Genomic DNA, 733 nt, shown 5'->3' on the forward strand with positions numbered 1-733 from the left:
AATGTTGATAAATACTTTATTTAATATATGGAAATAACTCAGTATAAGAAAGAATACAAATCATACGATCATTTAGTGTTTTCATGCCAGTACCATGTAATATTCACACCTAAGTACAGAAGAAAGGTGTTAGTAAACGGCATAGATGAAAGACTCAAGGAGCTTATTATTGAAAAGGAAAATGACTACGGCTATAAAATAATAGAAATGGAGGTTATGCCAGACCATGTGCATTTATTAATAGACTTAAAGCCAAGAATAGATGTTATTAGATGTGTTAACCTTATAAAAGGATACACATCACATGTATTAAGGGATGAATTTCCGGTATTGAGAAGAAAGATACCAACATTATGGACAAGGTCAAAATTTATAGCAAGCGTTGGTGCAGTAACGCTTGAAGTGGTTGAAAAGTACATAGAGGATCAGAAGAAGGTATGATGAATACAAAGAAGAATAAAATAAAAGATTCATTGAATAAAACCAAAATTAAAAGAAAATCTCAATCAGCAGTAATTATAAAAACAAAGATAGACAGTGATAAACTAAATACCAACACATCAAGGATATTAAGGAGAATATTTTTGGAGGCTAAATGGCTGTATAATTATGTAATAAATAAGGAATTTAACAGTGATATTTTTAATATGGATTATAAGGTAAATAAAGTACCAGTGTATGTAAAGGACCATTATGAAATAAGGGATTTAAAATATTTATCATCACAGATGAA

At 29.2% G+C, this 733-nt stretch carries 1 protein-coding gene and 1 pseudogene; both read left to right on the plus strand.

Features of this window, described 5'->3' with window-relative positions; genetic code table 11:
- The first annotated feature begins 27 nt into the window (after positions 1 to 27).
- Positions 28 to 441 (plus strand): IS200/IS605 family transposase, encoded by a 414-nt coding sequence (gene tnpA, locus AOG55_RS06735; RefSeq protein WP_055032615.1) that lies wholly within the window; start codon positions 28 to 30, stop codon positions 439 to 441.
- A pseudogene (locus tag AOG55_RS06740) lies at positions 438 to 733 on the plus strand (RNA-guided endonuclease InsQ/TnpB family protein); the annotation flags it as partial. The gene tnpA and the pseudogene AOG55_RS06740, both read left to right, overlap by 4 nt.

Source organism: Acidiplasma cupricumulans, assembly GCF_001402935.1.
Taxonomy (GTDB): Archaea; Thermoplasmatota; Thermoplasmata; order Thermoplasmatales; family Thermoplasmataceae; genus Acidiplasma; species Acidiplasma aeolicum.

Excerpts from the sequence above, each read along its gene's own strand:
- tnpA (WP_055032615.1), top strand. The coding sequence starts at position 28 with ATGGAAATAACTCAGTATAAGAAAGAATACAAATCATACGATCATTTA.